The organism is Pseudoroseomonas ludipueritiae (assembly GCF_014490445.1).
GTDB classification, from domain to species: domain Bacteria; phylum Pseudomonadota; class Alphaproteobacteria; order Acetobacterales; family Acetobacteraceae; genus Pseudoroseomonas; species Pseudoroseomonas ludipueritiae.
Window position 1 is genome coordinate 68,643 of sequence record NZ_JACTUZ010000002.1, and the last position, 14,994, is coordinate 83,636.

Consider the following 14,994-nt stretch of genomic DNA (forward strand, 5'->3'; position numbering starts at 1 on the left):
GGCAAGGTGCGGCACCGGCCGCCATCACTCGGCGACATTTTCCTTGGCAAAGGCCGCGACATCGGCATGGGTGGCGAACCACACATCGCCCTTGGACTTCGCGTGGCGGATCAACTCGTCGATGATCCAGATGCGCGAGCGGTAGCCGATGATATGCGGATGCGTGGTGAGCTGGAACAGGCCGCCATCCTCATAGGCCGCGTCAAATTCGCGGCGGAAGATGTCGAACACGGCTTCCGGCGGCGTGTAAGGCCGCAGCGACTGGAAGCGGTGCATCATGAAATATACCGCGTCATCCCGCACCCATTCCACCGGCAGCTCGACGATGCCGGTGGCCTCGCCTTCCAGCAGAAGCTCGTAGCAATCCTCATCCGCCATCAGGGATGAGTCGTAGAGCAGGCCCATCTCCCGCTCGATCCGCAGGGTGTTCGGGCTGAAGTCCCAGGACGGTGTACGCAGCCCCACGGGACGCTTGCCGGTGATCTTCTCCAGCGTATCGGCCGAACGCAGCATCAGCTCCCGCTCCGCCTCATAGGGCAGCACGGAATTCAGCTCGTGAATCCAGCCATGGATGCCGATCTCGTGGCCCTCGGCGATCACCTGGCGCTGCTCCTCCTCATGCAGCAGCGCGGCGACGGCGGGCACGTAGAAGGTGGCGGGCACGTCGTGCTGGCGCAGCAGCTTGAGGATGCGCGGCATGCCGACGCGGGGCCCGTACTGGCCCCAGGCCAGGCGGCCGATGGACTTGCCGCCGTCGCGCAGCTCGTTGGTCTCGTGGTCAGCGTCGAAGGAGAGGGCGAAGGCGGCGCGGGCGCCGTTCTTCCAGCGCGCCGGGCGGTAGCGCCGGCCGGCGCGGACCTGGTCCACCAGCCCGCGCCAATGCGGCTCCGGCCACTGCCAGGGTTCCAGTTGGGTATGATCCGGCATGATACCTCCTCCTTTCGATGAACCGCCCGCGCTCACTTGCCGCCATCCACGGACAGCACCTGCCCATTGACGAAGCTGGCCAGGTCGGAAGCCAGGAAGAGCACCGCCTTGGCGATCTCCTCGGCCGTGCCGAGGCGCTTGAGCGCCACGTTCTCGACGATCTGGCGCTGCTTTTCCGGGCTGTAGGACGCCCATTGCCGCTCCGTCGCCTCGTTGGTGCGGACAAAGCCCGGCGCCACGCTGTTCACCCGGATGCCATGCGGGCCCAGCTCATGCGCCAGTTGCCGCGTCAGCCCCAGCAGCGCGTGCTTGGAGGCGCAGTAGGCCTGCACACCCGTCAGCGAGGCCTGCAGCGCGGCACCCGAGGTGATGGTGACGATGGCACCCTGCCCGGCCGCCTTCATCCCCGGCACCGCGGCGCGGCAGAGCGAGAAGGCGGCGCCGAGATTGATCGCGACCACGCGGTCGAATTCCTCATCCGCCACGTTCTCCAGTGGCTTCATGGCCTGGCCCGCGACGCCGCCGGCATTGCAGACCAGCACATCGACCGGCCCGCCAGCGGCGGCCTCCACCGAGCGGACCCAGGCGGCGGCGGCGGCGCGGTCCGTGAGGTCCACCCGCTGCCCCTGGATGCCCTCGGCGGCCAGCGCCTCCTGCGTTTCCGGGCGGATGTCGCAGCCATGCACGGTAGCGCCGTGGTCACGGAACATCCGGGCGATGGCGCGGCCGAAGCCGATGGCGGCGCCGCTGACCGCCACCGTCCGGCCGGTGAAGTCCAGCGCGGTCACGGCAGGATCTCCAGCAGGTTGGCGTCGTCCATCGGGCGCTTGCCGGCCTCGATCTCATGGATGCAACGGACCAGGCCGTTCAGGGCCGGACAGGGGATGCCGTGCTTGGCGCCGAGCGCGGCCACGGGTGCGATCTGCACATCCACCTCCGTGCGGCGCTTGCGCACCGCGAGGTCGCGCCACACGCCCGAGTGGGTCTTTGCATTGGGGCGGTTGAAGGCAACCATGGCCTCGACGCTGGCCCGCGCCTGTTCCTCGGTGGCGCCGGGGCGGAAGGCGGCGGGGTCGAAGCCGTTGAAGCCGAGCGGCGAGACGCCTTCCGCCGCCGCGACCTGCAGCACCTCGCCGGCCAGGGCGCGCCACAGCGGCAGCAGCTCCGGCCGGGCGAGGCAATCGGCGATGCCGAGCTGCCCCACCGCCTGCGCGAAGAGCAGCGAGCCATAGGCCAGCTTGCCCCAGAGATAGGCGGCGATGTCCTGGGTCAGGATGGCATCGGGCTCAAAAAGCTTGGCTTCCTCAAGGATGTCCTTCAGGCGTTCCGTCACCCGCCCGTCCAGCTCGCCCACCACGAAGGCGGCGCGGTTGCCGTAGAGGATCTCGCCCGGCGCGATCCAGTCGGCGCCGAAGTTGATGAAGGCGCCCACCGTGCGCTCGGCGCCGACGACGCCCGCGATGATGGACTCGCAAAGGCCGTTCTGGAGGGACACGACATGGCCGTCCGGCGCCAGATGCGGCGCCAGGGCGCGCGCCGCTTCCTCGGTGTGGTGCGCCTTCACCGCCAGGTAGACGCGCTTCCACTGGCCCTTTAGCTCCTGCGGCAAGAAGGCGGGGGCGGCGACGGTCATGGGGTCCACCGGGCCGGTGATGCGCAGGCCCTCGCGGATCGCCGCCACATGCTCCGGCACCACATCGACAAAGGTGACGTCGCGCCCGGCGCGGGCCAGCGCGGCCCCGAAAGTGCCGCCGATGGCGCCGGCGCCCCAGATGAGAACAGGTTCGCTCATGGTCTCGTTTTCCTCAGCGCAGCTTTTCATGGGCGGTTTCGCGGAAGCCCCAGATCACCAGCCCCGACACGACGCCCGAGAAGATCAGGTAGTAGGTGGGCGAGATCGAGGAGCCGGTGCTGGAGATCAGCCAGGTGGCGATGAAGGGCGCGAAGCCGCCGAAGATGGCCACGGCCACACTGTAGCCGGTGGACATCAGCGTGGTGCGCGAATGGGTGGGGAAGAGTTCCGACAGGGCGGAGGGCCCGGCGCCGGAGAAGGCGGCGATGAACAGGTTGAAGACAATCTGGATGGCCACGATCGTCGCCAGCGAGGGCGAGGACAGGATCACGCTGAACAGCGGGTAGGGCAGGACGGCGAAGGCGGCGCAGCAGGCCAGCAGCAGCGGCTTGCGCCCAATGCGGTCCGACCACCAGCCGAAGAAGGGCGTGGCCACCACCAGCACCACCAGGGCGATGGAATTGCCCCAGAGCGCCTGGGACTGCGTCAGGCCGGCTTCCTTGGTCAGGAAGGTCGGCATGTAGCTGAGCATGATGTAGTAGGAGACGGTCCAGACCACGGTGAAGCCGAAGGCCTTGCCCAGCAGCACGAGCGGGCTGCCGAGGTCATGGGGCTCGCGGGCCTTCTGCGGCGCCTGCTGCGCTTCCACGAAGGCCGGCGTTTCCTTCAGGTTCCGCCGCATGTAGATGCCGACCGGCAGCAGGATGCCGCCCAGCAGGAAGGGCACGCGCCAGGCCCAGTCCCGCATCTCGTCCGGCGTGAAGATGCCGGCGACAATGGCGACAACGACGCTGCTGAGCAGGTTGGAGGCGGCGATGGAAGCCTGGCCGATGCCGCCGAAGAGGCCGCGCCGGCCCTCGGGCGCGGATTCCACGATAAAGGCGGTGGCCCCGCCCCATTCGCCACCCGCGGCCAGGCCCTGGATCAGCCGCATCAGCACCAGCAGCACCGGCGCCATCAGGCCGATAGTCTCGTAGGTCGGCAGCAGGCCGATGCCGACGGTGCCCAGCGCCATGCCAAAGATGGTGATCAGCAGCGCGGCCTTGCGGCCCTTCTTGTCGCCGAGGCGGCCGATGACGATGCCGCCGAGCGGCCGCGCCAGGAAGCCGACGCCGAAGGCGGCGAAGGAGGCGAGCAGGCCGGCCGTCTCATTGTCGCTGGGGAAGAACTTGTGGCCGATGGTGGTGGCCAGATAGGCATAGACGACGAAGTCATAGTATTCGAGCACATTGCCGATGCAGGCGGCGGCCAGTTGCCGGCGGCGCTCCGCGAAGGAGAGCTTGCCTCCCTCCGGCGCGGGCACGGCGGCGGTGCCATTAGCCATGTGGTTTCCTCCCGAATGTCAGGTTTGGGGTGTCAGGCCGGAGCGGGCGTGCCCAGCGCCTGGGTCAGGCGCTGGCCCGCGGCGCGCAGCCGGGCGGTGAGATGGTCGCGCTTGGCCAGGAAGCGCTGGGTGACGCAGCCGACATCCAGCGCCGCCGCGATGCCGCCCTGGGGCAGGAAGACCGGCACGGCGACGCCGGTGCCGCCCAGCACCCATTCCTCCTCGACAACGGCGATCTCTTCCTCGCGGATTCGGGCGATGATGCGGCGCAGGGCGGCGAGGTCGGTGACGGTGCTCGGCGTATGCTGGATGCGCGGTGCGGCGCCGAGCATCGCCTCGGCCTGGTCGGCGGGAGCGAAGGCCGTCAGCACCCGCCCCATGGCGGTGCAGTAAAGCGGCGAGCGGTTCGCGATGTCGAAGTCATAGCGCAGCATCTGCTGCGACACGACCTTGCAGAGGGAGCGGACGCTGTTGTTCTCGGCCACGCCGAGCAACACGGTCTCGCCCACCTCATCGCAGAGCTGCTCCATGATGGGCCTGGCATGGGCCATCAGCCGGGCATGGTGCTGCCCGCCCCATCCGAAGCCATGCTGGCGGAACAACTCGTTCAGGGCGTAGCGGTCCGCGGCGTCCCGCGTGACATAGCCGCGCGCGGCCAGGGTGCGCAGCAGCATCAGGGCGCTGCTTTTCGGCAGGGCGAGCGCCGCGGCCAGCTCGCTCAGCGAAACGCCTTCGGCCCGGCCCGCCAGATGCTCCAGCAGGTCGAGCACCCGGGCCGCGGAGCGTACCGTGTCGTTCAAAATCCTGAACTCTGTTCATTCATCCGAACAACGCTAGAAAAGGCCCCTCCACTCTGTCAAGAGTCGCCTTCCTCTGGCCAAGTGTCCCGGCAGCACTGGCGGGAATGGACCGGCCGGTGCCCGCTGTCCGCGATCTTGTATGCTGCTCTGGCTTTGGCTTCACCCGCCGGGTGACGAAGCCATCCGCCGCCGCGCCGCAGGTCTTCCAACGGCGGGGGAGCGGCCATGCCGTCAATGCTATCTCGATGGCGGGGCTGCGGAACCTCCCGGCCGTGGGCGCTTATGCCGCCACCCAGAACGTGGTTCGCACCATCACGGAAGCCCTACGCGAAGCTGCCGCGCAGCTTCGCGTCACCGAGGTATCGCCCGGCATGGCGGCCACCGGTTTCGCGGAAGCCATGACCGGCGAAGCGGCGAAGGCGGCCGCCCGGGAGCGCGATCGAACAGCCGCCGGAGGTGGAAGCATCGTGATCCGCTCCACCGCGCAGGACTGAGCCGCCAGCGGCGCTAAGCCTCCTGCTGCAGAGGCAGGCGCCCGCTGTCCTTCAGCTTTTCCAGCACGATGGAGGAGCGGACGCGCGCCACGCTGTCATGGGCCAACAGCGTCTCATTCACCAGCCGCGACAGGCCCTTCAGGTCCGGCACGATAGCCTTCAGCAGGTAGTCGGTATCACCGGTCATGGCATAGGCTTCCTGGATTTCCTCCACCATCGCCAGCAGGTCGCGGAAGCGGCGGGAATTGGTGCCGCTATGGGCCGTCAGCGTCACCTGGATAAAGGCCAGGACCCGCAGCCCCAGCGCCTCCGCCGCCAGTTCCGCGCGATAGCCACGGATGAATCCGGCGGCCTCCAGCGCCGCGCGGCGGCGCGAGCATTGCGAGGCGGACAGGCCGACGCGCTCGCCAAGCTGCTGGTTGGTCAGCCGCGCGTCATCCTGGAGGGCGAAGAGCAGGCGTAGGTCGAAGCTGTCCAGATGAACCATCGCATGCATGGATCGCGCCTTTCATGCACAAATCATGTGTTATCCTAGGCAGGCTGAGCCGCTTTGCACACCTGTTGCGCGGCGTATCCGATAGGCTTTCCCGGTCCAAGATAAAGGAAGCAGCGGATGGGTCCCTTCCCGCACGACGCGCCGCGTCCCACCATCAGCGACCACAACCCGATGGGCACCGATGGCTTCGCCTTCGTTGAATTCGCCCATCCCGAGCCGGAGAAGCTGCACGCCCTGTTCCGGCAGATGGGCTTCACGGCCGTTGCCCGGCACCGCCGCAAGGCCGTGACGCTCTACCGGCAGGGCGACATCAACTACCTGCTGAATGAGGAGCCGGGCAGCCATGCCCTCCGCTTCAGCGAGGCGCATGGCCCTTGTGTGCCCTCCATGGCCTTCCGCGTCGTCGATGCGCAGCATGCCTATCAGCGGGCGCTGGAACTGGGTGCCGAGGCAGCGGACCCGGCGGATGGCGACAGGACCATGGACCTGCCCGCCATCAAGGGCATCGGCGGCAGCCTGCTTTATTTCGTGGACCGCTACGGCGACAAGGGCTCCACCTACGACGCCGAGTTCGAGTGGCTGGGCGAGCGCGAACCTGCCCCACAGGGCGCCGGCCTCTTCTACATCGACCACCTGACGCACAACGTCTATCGCGGCCGCATGGATGTCTGGTACGCCTTCTACAACAAGCTCTTCAACTTCCGGCAGATCCGCTACTTCGACATCAAGGGCGAATACACCGGCCTCTTCTCCCGCGCGCTGACCAGCCCGGACGGCCGCATCCGCATCCCGCTGAACGAAAGCGCGGATGACGAAAGCCAGATCGAGGAATACCTGCGGGAATACAAGGGCGAGGGCATCCAGCACATCGCCTGCGGCTGCAACGACATCTACGGGACCATCGAGGGGCTGCGGGAAAGCGGGCTAACCTTCATGCCCTCGCCGCCCGACACCTATTACGAGCGCGTCGACGCCCGCCTGCCCGGTCATGGCGAGGACCTGGCGCGGCTGAAGAAGAACGGCATCCTGGTGGATGGCGAAGGTGTGGTGGAGCACAAGAAGGCGCGGCTGCTGCTGCAGATCTTCTCCGGCAATGTCATCGGGCCCGTCTTCTTCGAGTTCATCGAGCGCAAGGGGGATGATGGCTTCGGCGAGGGCAATTTCCGCGCGCTCTTCGAGAGCATCGAGGAAGACCAGGTGCGCCGCGGCGTCATCGGCAGCCGGCAACCGGCCCCGGCGGCGGAGTAGGCTTCACTGCGGCGCGCCGGAGAGCTGCCGCGTGCGCCGGCCGATCTTTTCCAGGATGGCGCCGAGCTGCCGCTGCTCCGCTTCCGTCAGCGCGGCGGCCAGCGCGGCCTGCAGGTCCCGTGCCAGGGGCACGATCTGCCGGTACACGGCGCGCCCCTGGCGGCTGAGCCGCAGCATCTGCGCCCGCTGGTCCTGCGGATGGGCGCGGCGGTCCAGCAGGCCCTTGTCGGCCAGGCGGATCACGGCGCGGCTGACGCGCACGCGGTCCATGCCGGTATGCTCGATCACCTGCTGCGTGGACAGGCTGCCATGCTGCCCCACCACCGCCACCACGCGCCATTCCGGGATGCTGATCCCGAAGCGTTCCTGGTAGCGGGTGGCGAAGAGGCTGCTGACCGCCTCCGTCACCACGGAAAGGCGATAAGGCAGGAAATCCTGCAGGATCAGCGGATCGTCCTCGGGCTGGCTCGGGGGCATCGTTTCAGCTTTTCATCTCATATGAGACGATATAGAACGGGCGGGGTGGCGTGGGAATGCCGCTGCCGCGCGTCTGGGAGGACAACAGATGAACGTCTCCATCAGGCCCGGCTCCGCCGGGGCGCAAGCGGCCGCGCCGGGCAGCCCCGGCTACCTTTCAGGCTTCGGCAATGGCTTTGAGACCGAGGCCCTGCCCGGCGCGCTGCCGGTCGGGCGCAACTCGCCGCAGAAATGCGCCTATGGCCTTTACGCGGAACAGCTCAGCGGCTCCCCCTTCACCGCGCCGCGCGCGACCAACGAGCGGAGCTGGCTCTACCGCATCCGCCCCACCGTGGCGCATTGGGGTCAGTTCCGGAAGATGGATGCCGGGCTGTGGCGCAGCGCACCCTGCGCCGAGGTGGACATGCCGCTCGCGCCGCTGCGCTGGGACCCGATCCCGCTGCCGGAGGAAAGCCTGAGCTTCATTGAGGGCATCCGCACCATCACCACCGCCGGCGACGTGGCATCGCAATCCGGCATGGGCTCGCACATCTATCTCGCCACCCGCTCCATGCGGGACGAGTATTTCTACAATGCCGATGCCGAGATGCTCTTCGTGCCGCAGCAGGGCGCGCTGCGGCTCTGGACCGAATTCGGCATCATCGACATCGCGCCGGGCGAGATCGCCGTCATCCCGCGCGGCGTGAAGCTGCGGGTGGAACTGCATGACGAGCAGCCGGCGCGCGGCTACCTCTGCGAGAATTACGGCGGCGCCTTCACCCTGCCCGAGCGCGGGCCGATCGGCGCCAATTGCCTGGCCAATCCACGCGACTTCCTCACCCCCGTCGCCGCCTACGAGGACCGCGAGGCTCCTTCCACCTTGGTGGTGAAATGGGGCGGCAACCTGTGGCGGGCGGATCTCGCGCAATCGCCGCTGGATGTGGTGGCCTGGCATGGCAACTACGCGCCCTATAAATACGACCTGCGCCGCTATTCCCCGGTGGGACCGGTGCTCTTCGACCACGCGGACCCTTCCATCTTCACCGTGCTGACCTCGCCTTCCGAGACGCCGGGCACGGCGAATATCGACTTCGTGATCTTCCCCGACCGCTGGCTGGTGGCCGAGAACACCTTCCGCCCGCCCTGGTACCACATGAATGTCATGAGCGAGTTCATGGGCCTGATCTACGGCGTCTACGACGCCAAGACGGGCGGCGGCTTCGTGCCGGGCGGCTTTTCCCTGCACAATTGCATGCTGCCGCATGGGCCGGACATGAATGCCTTCGAGGGCGCCAGCCATGCCGAGCTGAAGCCGCACAAGCTGGAAGGCACGCTGGCCTTCATGCTCGAGACCCGCCTCCCGCAGCGCGTCACCCGCTATGCCGCCGAGGCGCCGCAGTTCCAGAAGGATTACGCCGGCTATGGCCATGAACTGCGCAAGCATTTCGATCCTTCGCGCCCCTGAGGACGGATGGCCTTGAGCGACACCCTGGCGCCGCGCCGCGCCGCCCTCGACGCCACCCATGACCCAGCGCTGCGCTCCTGGGTTCCGGGGGCGGATGCGCATGCCGATTTCCCGATCCAGAACCTGCCTTTCGGCACCTTCACCCCGGCCGGGGAGGAGGCGGCGCGCGGCGGCGTCGCCATCGGCGACAGCATCCTCGACCTCGCCGCCGCGCGGCGTGCGGGGCTCTTCAGCGGTGCGGCGGAACGGGCGGCGGAGGCTGCCTCGGGCGGGAACCTGAATCCTTTCCTGGCGCTCGGCGCCGCGCCGCGCCGCGCGCTGCGGGCACGCCTGTCGGAGATCCTGGCGGCCGGCAGCGCGGACCGGCACAAGGCCGAGCCCTGCCTGCATCCGGCGGCGGATTGCAGCCTGCACCTGCCCGCGCGCATCGGCGACTACACCGACTTCTATGTCGGCATTCATCACGCCACCCATGTCGGCCGCGTCTTCCGCCCCGATAACCCGTTGCTGCCCAACTACAAATACGTGCCAATCGGCTATCACGGCCGTGCTTCCTCCGTGCGTGTCAGCGGCACGGATCTCCGCCGGCCCTGGGGACAGTTGAAGGCCGCGGGCGCCGATGCCCCCCGCTTCGCGCCCTGCGAGCGGCTGGATTACGAGCTGGAACTCGGCATATGGATCGGCCCCGGCAATGCACTGGGCGAGCCGGTGCCGGTGGCTGAGGCGGCGGAGCATGTGGCGGGCTATTGCCTGCTCAACGACTGGTCGGCGCGCGACATCCAGGCCTGGGAATACCAGCCCCTCGGCCCCTTCCTGGCCAAGAATTTCGGCAGCACGGTCTCCGCCTGGGTGGTGACGCCGGAGGCCCTGGCGCCTTTCCGCATCCCGCAGCCCGCGCGGCCGGAAGGCGACCCCGCCCCCCTGCCCTATCTGCTGGATGCGGCGGACCAGCGCGAAGGTGCCTTCGACCTGCAACTGGAAGCGCTGATCCTGACGCCGGCGATGCGGCAGCAGGGCCTGGCACCGCACCGCCTCGCGCTCTCCAGCACGCGCCACATGTACTGGACCGTGGCGCAGATGGTGGCGCATCACACCAGCAATGGCTGCGACCTGAACCCTGGGGACCTGCTGGGCTCCGGCACCCTCTCGGCGCCCGAGGCCGGCGGCTTCGGCAGCCTGCTGGAGACCACACGGGGTGGCCAGGACCCTGTCGCCCTGCCTTCCGGCGAGACGCGCCGCTTCCTGGAGGATGGCGACGAGGTCATTCTGCGCGCCCGGGCCACGCGGCCGGGCGCCGCCCCCATCGGCTTCGGGGAGTGCCGCGCCCGCATCCTGCCCGCCGCCTGAACAGGCAGTGCCCGCCGCCACAAGCAAGAAAGCAACACGTCCAATGAAGAATGTCCTTCCCCTCGGCCGCCGCCGGCTGGCCCTCGGCGCCCTGGCCGCCGGGATGCTGCCCCTGGCCGCCCGCGCCGCCTGGCCGGAGGCGCCGATAAAGTGGATCGTCGCCTATCCGGCCGGCGGCGGCACGGACACGCTGGCACGCGTGCTGGGCGCCGCGCTCTCCCGCGCCCTGGGCCAGCCCGTGGTGATCGACAACCGCCCCGGCGCCGCCACCAATATCGGCGCCGATGCCGCCGCCCATGCGGCACCGGATGGGCTGACCCTGTTCAGCGCCGACAATGGCACGCTGGTCTTCAACCCCGCGCTCTTCTCCAAGCTGTCCTATAACCCTGAGAAGGACTTCCGCCCCGTCGGCCTGATGGCGCGCTTCCCGCTGGTGCTGGCGGTGAAGCAGGATTCCGCCATCCGCGATGGCGCCGGACTGGTGGAGGCGGCGCGGCGCGCGCCGGGCGCCATCGACTATGGCTCCCCCGGCGTCGGCTCCCCGCATCACCTGACCATGGAACGGCTGGCGCGGGAGACCAAGATCCAGCTCAACCACATTCCCTACCGGGGCATGGCACCGGCCATGAACGACCTGCTGGCCGGGCGCTTCGAGGCGGCGGTCCTCGATATCCCCTCAGGTGGCGAATACCTGAAGGCCGGGCGCGGCGCGCGTGCCATCGCGGTCTGCGGCACCACCCGCCACCCGGAGCTGCCGGAGATCCCCACGGTGGAGGAAGCCTTCGGCCTGCGCGGCTTCCAGGCCGCCGCCTGGCAGGGGCTGGTGGTGCCGGCCCGCACCCCGGATGCCGTGGTGCAGCGCCTGACGGCGGAACTGGCCCGTGCCCTGGCCGACCAGGCCGCGCGGGCGCGGCTGCAATCCATCGGCCTCGAGCTGCTGGAAGGCGGGCCGGAGGAGTTCCGCGCCCTGCTGGCGGCCGAGCGCGAGATCTGGGTGCCGCTGATCCGCAGCCTCGGCATCACGCTGGATTGAGGCGGCTCGCCTCTGCCCTCCGCGCCACTTGGCGGGCGCGGGGGCGGGGCGGCTCAGTCGATCCGCCGCAGCCCGGCGGCGAAGCGTCGGGCATTGGCGACATAGCCCGCCGCGGAAGCGCGCAGCTTTTCCACCGCGGCCGCGTCCAGCACCCGCACCACCCTGGCGGGCGCACCCACGATCAGGGAGAAATCCGGGAATTCCTTGCCTTCCGTCACCAGCGCATTGGCGCCGACAATGCAGTGGTTGCCGATGCGGGCGTGGTTCAACACCGTGGCGCCCATGCCGATCAAGGTGGTGTCGCCCACCGTGCAGCCATGCAGGATGGCATGGTGGCCCACCGTGACATCGGCGCCGATGGTCAGCGGCGCGCCCGGATCGGCATGCAGCATGGCGCCGTCCTGGATATTGGTGCGGTCGCCGATGCGGATGGTGCTGTTGTCGCCGCGGGCGACGGCGCCAAACCAGAAGCCCACATCCTCCCCCAGCACGACCTGCCCGACCACATGCGCATCCGGCGCCAGCCAGTAGCGGCCGGATGCCGGCAGGGTCGGTTGGTGCTCGTCCAGGGCATAAAGGGGCATGGGGGCATCTCCGGTTGTTCTGTTCGGCTATTCGACGCGGATATGGCCCCTCGGGGCAAGCCCCGCCTGCCTTTGGCGAAGAGGGCCGCCGCGGCACGCGGAGGCCGGAAGATCCGGCAGACGCGGCCCCATGATGCGCGGCGCCGCGCTTCATCCGCGGCACCAGGCCCATGCGATGAATTCACCGTCCCCATAGGCAACGCTCTCGCCGCGCGCCGAGCCTGCCTCGAAGGCAGCGACATACCGCCTGGCACGCGCGGGAGGGGCGTGGCGGCCATGGTTCCGGAAAGGGCTTCCCTGGCGCGCCAGCGGCGGGCGGAGCATCCGGCATCCGCTTCACCGGCCGCCATGTTCAGCCGGCGATGATGCCCTTGCGCAGCAGGAAGCAGCCATAGGGCCGGGCATCGCCGACCTGCACCACGGCGAAGCCCATCCGCGCGGCTGCATAGAAGGCGAAGCGTTCCATGCCTTGCATCTCCAGCCCCGGCACGGCCCGGGCCAGTTCCGCCTGCACCTCGCGCTGCACCGGCGGCAGTTCCTCCGGCGCGCCCACCACTTCCATGCGGCGCACGGGGGCGGGCTCGAAATCGTCGATCGGCAGCAGGGTCAGGATGGCCGCCGCCACCTCAGCCATGCGCAGGCCCGGCAGGGTGACCAGGCGGCCCGATGCGGTGCAGTGCGCGATGGCGGTGGCCGGATGGTTGGCATCCACCAGCACCAGGTCGTCGCCATGTCCCATTGAGGCCAGCACCCAGAGCAGGTCCGGCGAGAGGATGGGGTGGATGGATTTCAGCACGGCCTGCGCCCGCGCCGGTTCAGGTAGATCCGCGCCGCATTGCCGCCGAGGACGGCATCCCGTGCCGCCCGCGGCTGCGATGCCAGCAGGCCCGCCGTGGCATGCCACCATTGCTGGTAGCTGCCGGCCAGGCGCAGCACGGGCCAGTCGCTGCCCCAGAGCAGCCGTTCCGGCCCGAAGAGCTCCAGGGCAAGGCTGGCGAAGGGGCGCAACCGCTCCAGGTCCCAGCCCGGCCCGGCCTCGGTGACCATGCCGGAAAGCTTGCAACTGACCTGCGGCATGGCGGCCAGGGCGGCCATGTCCCGGGTCCAGGCGCTCCAGCCCGGCCATCCCCGCCCCGCGGCGATGTCGGGCTTGGCGAGATGGTCGATCACCACCGGCAGGCCGGGATGGGCCTGCGCGAAGCGGATCAGCCGGGGCAGATGCTGCGGGCGCACCAGCGCGTCGAAAACCAGCCCCTGGGATTGCATCTCCGCCACGGCAGGGCCCAGCGACGGGCGGAGCAGCCAGTCCTCGTCGGCGATGTCATGCACCATCGGCCGCAGCCCAAGCAGCAGCGGGTCCGCCGCCAGGGCGCGGATGCGGGCCGGCGCATCGGCGGCCTCCAGGTCGCTCCATCCGACCACGCCGAGAATGGTGCCGCAACCAGCCGCCAGATCCAGCAGGTAGCGCGTCTCCGCTTCCGTCGGCGCGGCCTGCACGGCGATGGTGCCGACGATGCCGGCATCGCGCAGCAGCGGGTCCAGGTCCGAGGGTCCGAAATCGCGGTGGATCGGCACCATCTCCGGCCGCAGCCAGCCATAGTCGCCGCGGGACAGGGCCCAGTAGTGCTGATGCGCGTCGATGCGCGGCGGATGGGCCGTGCTCATGCCGGCACCGGCGCATCGGCGCGCAGCAGGCCGGCTTCGCGCATCTCCGCCCAGAAGGCGGCGGGCGCCGGCCGCTCCAGGGCGGAAAGGTTGCGCCGCACCTCCTCCGCGCTGCCAGCCCCCAGCACGACGGAGGCCACCGCCGGATGCGCCAGCCCGAAATGCAGCGCCGCATCGGCGAGCCGCACGGCATGGGCGGCGCAGATCGCCTCCATCCGCCGCACGCGCTCCAGGATCTCGGGCGGCGCGTCGCGGTAATTGTACTTCGCGCCAGGGATGGCGCCGGTCGCCAGCACGCCGGAATTGAACACGCCGCCCAGCATGACGCCGATACCCTTCTCTAGCGCCAGCGGCAGGAACTCATCCAGCGCCGCCTGCTCCAGCAGGCTGTAGCGGCCCGCCAGCAGCATGGTGTCGAAGTCGCCGGCATGGGCAAAGCGCAGGCACATTTCGCTTTCGTTGACGCCGACGCCGATGGCCTTCACCACACCCTCCTCGCGCAGGCGGTGCAGGGCCGGGTAGGCACCTTCCATGGCCTCGCGGAAGCGCTGCTCCATCATGTCCCCATGGGTCCAGACATCCACGTCGTGGATCAGCAGCACATCGATCCGGTCGGTGCCCAGGCGCAGCAGGGACTGCTCGACGCTGCGCAGCGTGCCGTCGAAGGAATAATCCACCACCGCCCGGTGCGGCAGGCCCCCGACGAAGCCGGCGGCAGGGCCGCTCCCCCGCTGTGGCTCCATCCAGCGCCCGACCTTGGTGGAAAGCACCACCCCCTGCCGCCCGGCGATGCGCAGCGCGGTGCCGCAGCGATGCTCCGACAGGCCATGGCCATAAAAGGGGGAGGTGTCCAGCAGCGTCACGCCCAGCGCCATGGCGGTGGCCACGGTATCGACCGCCGCGCGCTCATCCATCCGGGCGTAGAGATCCCCCAATGGCGCCGTGCCCAGGCCGATGCAGGAAACCGGGATGCCGGTACGGCCGAGCGGGCGGGTTGCGGGCTCAGCCATGTTCCGCCACCCCGGCCACGCGCCCATTGGCGCCCTGTAGCCGCGCCACGATGCCTGGGGTCAGCGCCGGCAGCGACATCGCCGACAATTTCCGGGTCACCCGCTTGATGAATAGCATGCTGTAGACCGCCATCCCGCCTGTGTCGCCATGGTGCCGGCTGGCCGCGCCGCCACGACGAGGGCCATGCACCCCCGACTTCGCGCTCCCCAGCCAACCTTCGGAAGCTGAAGCATGCGGCAGACGACTCTGCCGCCCCTGCATTATGTGTCAGCTTGACCCAGGCGCTGCAACGCCAGAATGGCGAAGGGAATCTTCAACAGCAGGCCGGGTGGCCGGGGCGGCTGGCCGCGCC

Annotated in this window: 17 protein-coding genes; 5 read left to right on the plus strand and 12 right to left on the minus strand. The window is 69.3% G+C overall.

Features of this window, described 5'->3' with window-relative positions; all coding sequences use genetic code 11:
• Window positions 1–24: 24 nt before the first annotated feature.
• The 5 genes from IBL25_RS01455 to IBL25_RS01475 are packed head-to-tail and all read right to left on the minus strand — an operon-like array spanning window position 25 to window position 4,843.
• Window positions 25–927 (minus strand): polysaccharide deacetylase family protein, encoded by a 903-nt coding sequence (locus tag IBL25_RS01455; protein ID WP_187776775.1) that lies wholly within the window; start codon window positions 925–927, stop codon window positions 25–27.
• Window positions 928–959: 32 nt separating this feature from the next.
• Window positions 960–1,715, minus strand: coding sequence for an SDR family NAD(P)-dependent oxidoreductase (locus IBL25_RS01460; protein WP_367615523.1), 756 nt, complete (start codon window positions 1,713–1,715; stop codon window positions 960–962).
• Entirely contained in the window at window positions 1,712–2,719 is a 1,008-nt protein-coding gene (locus tag IBL25_RS01465; RefSeq protein ID WP_187776776.1) for a ketopantoate reductase family protein, read from the minus strand. The genes IBL25_RS01460 and IBL25_RS01465 overlap by 4 nt, the downstream gene beginning before the upstream one ends.
• 13 nt (window positions 2,720–2,732) lie before the next feature.
• A complete protein-coding gene (locus IBL25_RS01470; protein WP_187776777.1) occupies window positions 2,733–4,043 on the minus strand; it encodes an MFS transporter in 1,311 nt (436 codons plus the stop codon).
• Window positions 4,044–4,075: 32 nt separating this feature from the next.
• Entirely contained in the window at window positions 4,076–4,843 is a 768-nt protein-coding gene (locus IBL25_RS01475) for an IclR family transcriptional regulator (protein ID WP_187776778.1), read from the minus strand.
• 170 nt (window positions 4,844–5,013) lie between these two features.
• On the opposite strand from IBL25_RS01475, the gene IBL25_RS27195 reads away from it, so the two are divergent.
• A complete protein-coding gene (locus tag IBL25_RS27195) occupies window positions 5,014–5,337 on the plus strand; it encodes an SDR family NAD(P)-dependent oxidoreductase (RefSeq protein WP_202986632.1) in 324 nt (107 codons plus the stop codon).
• 13 nt (window positions 5,338–5,350) lie between these two features.
• On the opposite strand, the gene IBL25_RS01485 is transcribed toward IBL25_RS27195, so the two are convergent.
• Window positions 5,351–5,833: an Lrp/AsnC family transcriptional regulator gene (locus tag IBL25_RS01485; protein ID WP_202986633.1), complete on the minus strand. Its 483-nt coding sequence runs from the start codon at window positions 5,831–5,833 to the stop codon at window positions 5,351–5,353.
• A gap of 117 nt (window positions 5,834–5,950) precedes the next feature.
• Between IBL25_RS01485 and hppD the strand changes: the two genes are divergently transcribed.
• Window positions 5,951–7,081: a 4-hydroxyphenylpyruvate dioxygenase gene (gene hppD / locus IBL25_RS01490; RefSeq protein WP_187776780.1), complete on the plus strand. Its 1,131-nt coding sequence runs from the start codon at window positions 5,951–5,953 to the stop codon at window positions 7,079–7,081.
• A gap of 3 nt (window positions 7,082–7,084) precedes the next feature.
• Here hppD and IBL25_RS01495 read toward each other — a convergent pair whose 3' ends face one another.
• Window positions 7,085–7,558, minus strand: coding sequence for a MarR family winged helix-turn-helix transcriptional regulator (locus IBL25_RS01495; RefSeq protein ID WP_187776781.1), 474 nt, complete (start codon window positions 7,556–7,558; stop codon window positions 7,085–7,087).
• Between the two features lie 88 nt (window positions 7,559–7,646).
• Here IBL25_RS01495 and hmgA point away from each other — a divergent pair, with 88 nt between their 5' ends.
• The 3 genes from hmgA to IBL25_RS01510 are packed head-to-tail and all read left to right on the plus strand — an operon-like array spanning window position 7,647 to window position 11,382.
• A complete protein-coding gene (gene hmgA / locus IBL25_RS01500; RefSeq protein ID WP_187776782.1) occupies window positions 7,647–9,002 on the plus strand; it encodes a homogentisate 1,2-dioxygenase in 1,356 nt (451 codons plus the stop codon).
• Between the two features lie 12 nt (window positions 9,003–9,014).
• Complete coding sequence (gene fahA, locus IBL25_RS01505) at window positions 9,015–10,349, plus strand: fumarylacetoacetase (RefSeq protein WP_238940135.1); 1,335 nt, start codon at window positions 9,015–9,017, stop codon at window positions 10,347–10,349.
• A 43-nt stretch (window positions 10,350–10,392) separates the two neighbouring features.
• Entirely contained in the window at window positions 10,393–11,382 is a 990-nt protein-coding gene (locus IBL25_RS01510; RefSeq protein ID WP_187776784.1) for a Bug family tripartite tricarboxylate transporter substrate binding protein, read from the plus strand.
• Between the two features lie 53 nt (window positions 11,383–11,435).
• Here the strand turns inward: IBL25_RS01510 and IBL25_RS01515 are convergent, their stop codons facing one another.
• The 5 genes from IBL25_RS01515 to IBL25_RS27200 all read right to left on the minus strand — a co-directional run bounded on the left by IBL25_RS01515 (window position 11,436) and on the right by IBL25_RS27200 (window position 14,759).
• Window positions 11,436–11,966: a gamma carbonic anhydrase family protein gene (locus IBL25_RS01515; RefSeq protein ID WP_187776785.1), complete on the minus strand. Its 531-nt coding sequence runs from the start codon at window positions 11,964–11,966 to the stop codon at window positions 11,436–11,438.
• Between the two features lie 352 nt (window positions 11,967–12,318).
• The gene (locus tag IBL25_RS01520) at window positions 12,319–12,762 is read right to left on the minus strand and encodes an RbsD/FucU family protein (protein WP_187776786.1); all 444 of its coding nucleotides are present in this window, start codon (window positions 12,760–12,762) and stop codon (window positions 12,319–12,321) included.
• The gene (locus IBL25_RS01525; protein ID WP_187776787.1) at window positions 12,756–13,631 is read right to left on the minus strand and encodes an amidohydrolase family protein; all 876 of its coding nucleotides are present in this window, start codon (window positions 13,629–13,631) and stop codon (window positions 12,756–12,758) included. The genes IBL25_RS01520 and IBL25_RS01525 overlap by 7 nt, the downstream gene beginning before the upstream one ends.
• Entirely contained in the window at window positions 13,628–14,641 is a 1,014-nt protein-coding gene (locus IBL25_RS01530; protein ID WP_187776788.1) for an aldo/keto reductase, read from the minus strand. The genes IBL25_RS01525 and IBL25_RS01530 overlap by 4 nt, the downstream gene beginning before the upstream one ends.
• Window positions 14,634–14,759: a hypothetical protein gene (locus tag IBL25_RS27200; RefSeq protein WP_275295933.1), complete on the minus strand. Its 126-nt coding sequence runs from the start codon at window positions 14,757–14,759 to the stop codon at window positions 14,634–14,636. The genes IBL25_RS01530 and IBL25_RS27200 overlap by 8 nt, the downstream gene beginning before the upstream one ends.
• Between the last annotated feature and the right edge of the window lie 235 nt (window positions 14,760–14,994).

Coding starts and splice junctions, on each gene's coding strand:
- hppD (WP_187776780.1), top strand. CDS start 5,951: ATGGGTCCCTTCCCGCACGACGCGCCGCGTCCCACCATCAGCGACCAC.
- IBL25_RS01525 (WP_187776787.1), bottom strand. CDS start 13,631: ATGAGCACGGCCCATCCGCCGCGCATCGACGCGCATCAGCACTACTGG.
- IBL25_RS01515 (WP_187776785.1), bottom strand. CDS start 11,966: ATGCCCCTTTATGCCCTGGACGAGCACCAACCGACCCTGCCGGCATCC.
- hmgA (WP_187776782.1), top strand. CDS start 7,647: ATGAACGTCTCCATCAGGCCCGGCTCCGCCGGGGCGCAAGCGGCCGCG.
- IBL25_RS01485 (WP_202986633.1), bottom strand. CDS start 5,833: ATGCATGCGATGGTTCATCTGGACAGCTTCGACCTACGCCTGCTCTTC.
- IBL25_RS01530 (WP_187776788.1), bottom strand. CDS start 14,641: ATGGCTGAGCCCGCAACCCGCCCGCTCGGCCGTACCGGCATCCCGGTT.
- IBL25_RS01455 (WP_187776775.1), bottom strand. CDS start 927: ATGCCGGATCATACCCAACTGGAACCCTGGCAGTGGCCGGAGCCGCAT.
- IBL25_RS01510 (WP_187776784.1), top strand. CDS start 10,393: ATGAAGAATGTCCTTCCCCTCGGCCGCCGCCGGCTGGCCCTCGGCGCC.
- IBL25_RS27200 (WP_275295933.1), bottom strand. CDS start 14,759: ATGCTATTCATCAAGCGGGTGACCCGGAAATTGTCGGCGATGTCGCTG.
- IBL25_RS01495 (WP_187776781.1), bottom strand. CDS start 7,558: ATGCCCCCGAGCCAGCCCGAGGACGATCCGCTGATCCTGCAGGATTTC.
- IBL25_RS01465 (WP_187776776.1), bottom strand. CDS start 2,719: ATGAGCGAACCTGTTCTCATCTGGGGCGCCGGCGCCATCGGCGGCACT.
- IBL25_RS01470 (WP_187776777.1), bottom strand. CDS start 4,043: ATGGCTAATGGCACCGCCGCCGTGCCCGCGCCGGAGGGAGGCAAGCTC.